Genomic DNA, 4,634 nt, shown 5'->3' with positions numbered 1-4,634 from the left:
ATTCCGCTGCGCTCCATTGCGGGCTTTCCGCTGCAATCCCTCACGCGCAGTGCCGGGGCAGGAGGGGGCGTGTCATATTTTTTTCAATGGTTATATATCATTGTAAGAAATTTTTTTACAATATATTTGTTTCAGAGTATTTCCCTGGATGAAAATAGAAGATATTTACCACCGCTATAAAAATCTCGTTTTTAACCTTGCTTTGCAATACTCCCACAATATTGAAGATGCCGAAGAAATAACTCAGGATGTTTTTGTAAAAGTTTTTTTAAAAAAAGATACATTCAACAATTACGCTGACTTCAAAACCTGGATTTACAGGGTTACCATCAATCAGTCGCTCGATTTTCTAAAAAGTAAACACAACAGGAAAAGGCATTTGCTTGACTCTTTATTCGGGGCTGGTAAAGCAGGCACCGGCCTGCAATACAGTAATTTCAATCACCCCGGCACAGAATATGAAAACCAGGAAGCTCTCCAAACCCTGATGAAAAAAATTTCACGGTTGCCCGAAAATCAAAAAACCGTTATAATTCTGCTAAAAATTGAAGATTTATCCCAGAAACAAGTAGCCAACATTATGAACATAAGTGAAAGCGCCGTAGAGTCCTTATTCCAGCGGGCCAAAGCCAATTTAAAAAAAATGCTCTGAACCGAAGGTATTACAAAAAATAATCGTCTAAAAGTATATGCGTACTGACCATCTGGATTTATTAAAAGCTGTAAAAAAAGTAGAAATAGCGGATACTGTCTTTGAGAAAATTAAGGCAAGATTAGAACAGCCAAAACCGGCTGTTATCCCATTGTACAGGGCCGGAATCGCGGCATCTATGCTGCTTGCCCTGCTTGCGGCTGAGTTGGTATATACTTCTCATAAAATGGAAAAAAACGAAGAAAACATAAAACTTACGGCTATTGCCCGGGTAAATAATAACTCACTGTACCAATGAAAAAACAAACTTTCCTGTACCTCATAATTGTAGTTCTGGCAATGGGTAACATCATTTTATTTGTGCTCAAAAATCAAAACCACGGGCATAGCTTTCATGGCCAGGGCCCCAAAGACATCATCATTAAAAAGCTTGATTTTGATCAGGGCCAAGTAGCTGATTATGAAAAATTAATAGGCCGTCACAGGAAGGATGTCAGGGAAAACGACCTCAAAATCCTAAAGTTAAAAAATGAATTGTACGGTTTGCTGTCCAAAAATAAGCCGACAGTTAAACCGGATTCTTTAATCGCGCTGATTGGCAACATCCAGGAAAATATCGAAACCATACATTACAGGCATTTTCTTGATATAAAAGCTATCTGCCGGCCGGGCCAGGTAAAAAGGTTTAATGCTTTATCATTAGAACTATCGGGCTTGTTTGACCCTAAAAATAATTTACCAGATACCCCGAGATGAAATGGTTTGTTTTTATATGCTTGGTGCTTTTTTTCGCAAAAGCACATACGCAAAACTTTTTGTTCGTTCCGAAGTTTAACCATCAAAGCGTAGCCCTGGATACTCCCTATACGCTACAAAAGGATACGTTGACAATAAGCGCTTTGAAATTTTACATTACAAATTTACATTATCTTAATAAGGGCAAAGTGGTGTACACCTCCGGCAAAAAAGCACATCTGGTGGATTTTGCCGACAGTAAGACCCTTGCCATAACTGAAAAAGGGGTATTTGATTTTGATGCCGTTGAGTTTAATATTGGCGTAGACAGCCTTACAAGCGTTTCAGGGGTTTTTGAAGGGGATTTAGACCCGGCAAACGGCATGTACTGGGCGTGGCAGAGTGGCTACATCAATTTTAAACTGGAGGGATATGCCACAAACAGCCCCGGCCGGCTAAATAAGTTTATCTGGCACATCGGGGGGTACAGGGAACCCTTTAGTGCCCTGAGAAGGATAATGATTAGGTGTAAAAGGCAAAATGAACTTGTGGTAAATATTCAGCTTGAGAAGTTGTTCCGGGAAATAGATGTGTCAAAAGATTTCAACGTGATGTCCCCGGGCAGCCGTTCCATAAAAATTGCCGATGTATTACCTGCAATTTTTAGTATTTCCCAATAATGAAGGCAAGGTATTTCTATATTGCCATGGTAGTTGCTTTGATGTCTTTTTCGGCAATGCGCTACCATAAACTGTTCTCGCCGCCGCCCTACTTTCCTAAGCCGCAATACAATTTTAAAACAAATCCGCTGGATAGCGCCACTGTAGAGTTGGGCAGGGCGTTGTTTTACGATCCCGTACTTTCCGCGGATAATAGCATTTCCTGTGCTTCATGCCATTCACCATACAATGCCTTTGCCCATACAGACCATCCGTTGAGCCATGGCATTGCTGATTCGGTAGGAACCAGAAACGCGCCGGCATTGTTTAATTTAGCCTGGCAAAGCGCCTTCATGTGGGATGGGGGTGTAAATCATCTGGATATGCAGGCTCTCGCACCTATATCACACCCGAAAGAGATGGGGAGTTCTATAAACCGGGTAATAGATAAACTCCGTAAATCAGGGCGTTATAAAAAAATATTTATCGCTACTTATGGCGATTCCTCAATTACAAGTTCCAAAATCCTGAAAGCGCTGGCACAATTTCAATTGACACTGGTATCCGCCGGCTCAAAGTATGACAGGGTAAGAACCGGCAAGGAAAAATTTACACCCCAGGAAAAAAGGGGCTATACATTATTCCGGTTAAATTGTTCGGGCTGCCACCCGGAGCCTTTGTTTTCTACTTATGCCTTTGAAAACAACGGACTGCCCGCCGCCGCTACTTTAAATGATTTTGGCAGATATTCCGTAACTAAAAGAGAATCAGATAAAAACCGGTTCAAAGTTCCCAGCCTTCGCAACTTGTCCTACACCTATCCTTACATGCACGATGGCAGGTTTTCAACTTTAAACCAGGTGATGGCGCACTATAGCAATAATTTTTCCGGTAATAATTCTTTAAACAAATTTATTACAATTTCTTCAGGCGAAAAGGTGGATCTGATTTCATTTCTTTTAACCTTAAATGATAAAGAATTTGTCTTCGACAAAAAGCATCAATTCACAAAAATAACAGAATAAGCGAAGGAACTGTAAGAATATATCGTCTAAATCAATGTATAACATAAAAAAGTCCGGGTCATGTACAAATTTTCTTTTGCCGTAGCTGTGTTGCTGCTGAATATCGGTTTGCTTAAAGCGCAACCAAATCCTGCTATTATATCATGGCTACAAAATACCACCACTACAGGGTATTATTATATGTCAGGCAACCCTACACCAATCTCCCACGGTATCCTGGTCAACTGCCAGCAGGTAAGGTATTCTGCAAATTGGGTATATGTCAATGCAACAGGCATTCCGTCTTATAATATCGGCCCGTATCTGGATGGAAACCCCAATCAGGCCGGAAATCAGAATGCCATATTCAGGATCCCCTTAAATCCCACGGAGAACACAGGGGCTAAAACCCCAACTTCGGGAGGGAATATAGGAATTTTTGTCAATGGGGTAGCCATGTTTGACTACAGGGATGGTGTGGCCTGGAATACAACTACAAACTCTTTTTGCGGAGGCCCGGGAAACCCTCCATGCCCCGGGGGGATGGCCGCCACACAGGCCTGGAACAGGGACGCCGTTGTCTATGAGCGCCTGGGATTTGACTGTTCCAAAGGGCATCCGGCAGGCACCAATTACCATCACCATCAAAATCCGAGCGCCTTTGACCTGGACCTGAACGTGATATCAAACATTTGCAACCTCTATGATGCTGACGGGCTGTACGCTATAAACCCTGCCCAGCACTCTCCGCTAATTGGTTTTGCTTATGACGGATTTCCGGTATATGGCGCATATGGTTATGCAAATATTGATGGTACCGGCGGCATAGTAAGGATCAAATCGGGTTATCAGCTCAGGAATATTACGCTAAGGACCCACCACGCTGACGGCACGGATGTTGCAGACGGCCCCGCTGTCAGTTCCACCTATCCCTTAGGTACTTTCCGGGAAGATTATGAATGGGTTTCACACCCTAACGATCCCAGTTATTTAGACATACATAATGGCAGGTTTTGTGTTACACCAGAATATCCTAACGGAACCTACTGCTACTTCGCTACAGTTGATAATAACCATAACTCCGCATATCCCTACCTTGTTGGGCCAACCTATTACGGGAACAAAACTGCTTCAAGGGTAACTGCTGTAAACGAACCCACTACAGTGTACTCGCCCCTTTCCATAAGTGAAAATATACTGCCGGATCTTAATATAAAAATATTTCCCAATCCGGCGTCTGACCTGGTCATAATCCGGGCGGGCGGACTGAATAATCAGGATATTGAATTACAGCTTTTTGACATCAAGGGCAGGTTATTACAACAAACAAAGATGAACAAAGGGCAGTCCATTTGCTATTTTGATGTACAGTCACTCTATGCCGGCACATATATAATAAAACTCTACAACGGCGTGCATACTATTTCCCATAAAGTCATCATAGAAAAGTAGAAGTTATCACCCTTATTAATACCACTTTTCACAACTGCAACCACAACAAAGTGCTTAGAGAAAGTATCAACAGCTTTACGCTTTGTTTGGGCGTGTCCCTGCGGGCCGGGCTTTCCGCTGCAAGTCCTCATT

General features: G+C 42.4%; 6 protein-coding genes. All 6 read left to right on the top strand.

What is annotated here, in order from left to right:
* The first annotated feature begins 148 nt into the window (after positions 1 to 148).
* The 6 genes from CHU92_RS01890 to CHU92_RS01865 are packed head-to-tail and all read left to right on the top strand — an operon-like array spanning position 149 to position 4,502.
* Positions 149 to 652 carry an RNA polymerase sigma factor gene (locus CHU92_RS01890; RefSeq protein ID WP_094412042.1) on the top strand — a complete coding sequence of 168 codons (504 nt, stop codon included), beginning with the start codon at positions 149 to 151 and terminating at the stop codon, positions 650 to 652.
* A 37-nt stretch (positions 653 to 689) separates the two neighbouring features.
* The gene (locus tag CHU92_RS01885; protein ID WP_094412040.1) at positions 690 to 950 is read left to right on the top strand and encodes a hypothetical protein; all 261 of its coding nucleotides are present in this window, start codon (positions 690 to 692) and stop codon (positions 948 to 950) included.
* A complete protein-coding gene (locus tag CHU92_RS01880) occupies positions 947 to 1,408 on the top strand; it encodes a hypothetical protein (RefSeq protein WP_094412038.1) in 462 nt (153 codons plus the stop codon). Before CHU92_RS01885 ends, CHU92_RS01880 begins: the two co-directional genes overlap by 4 nt.
* Positions 1,405 to 2,067, top strand: a complete 663-nt coding sequence (locus CHU92_RS01875; protein ID WP_094412036.1) for an MbnP family protein — start codon at positions 1,405 to 1,407, stop codon at positions 2,065 to 2,067. Before CHU92_RS01880 ends, CHU92_RS01875 begins: the two co-directional genes overlap by 4 nt.
* Positions 2,067 to 3,071 carry a cytochrome-c peroxidase gene (locus CHU92_RS01870; protein WP_094412034.1) on the top strand — a complete coding sequence of 335 codons (1,005 nt, stop codon included), beginning with the start codon at positions 2,067 to 2,069 and terminating at the stop codon, positions 3,069 to 3,071. Before CHU92_RS01875 ends, CHU92_RS01870 begins: the two co-directional genes overlap by 1 nt.
* A 60-nt stretch (positions 3,072 to 3,131) precedes the next feature.
* Positions 3,132 to 4,502 (top strand): YHYH protein, encoded by a 1,371-nt coding sequence (locus tag CHU92_RS01865; RefSeq protein WP_094412032.1) that lies wholly within the window; start codon positions 3,132 to 3,134, stop codon positions 4,500 to 4,502.
* The last annotated feature ends 132 nt before the right edge of the window (positions 4,503 to 4,634 follow it).

It is taken from the genome of Flavobacterium cyanobacteriorum (assembly GCF_002251835.1).
Taxonomy (GTDB): domain Bacteria; phylum Bacteroidota; class Bacteroidia; order Flavobacteriales; family Flavobacteriaceae; genus Flavobacterium; species Flavobacterium cyanobacteriorum.
This window is presented reverse-complemented; position numbering and strand designations above follow the sequence as displayed.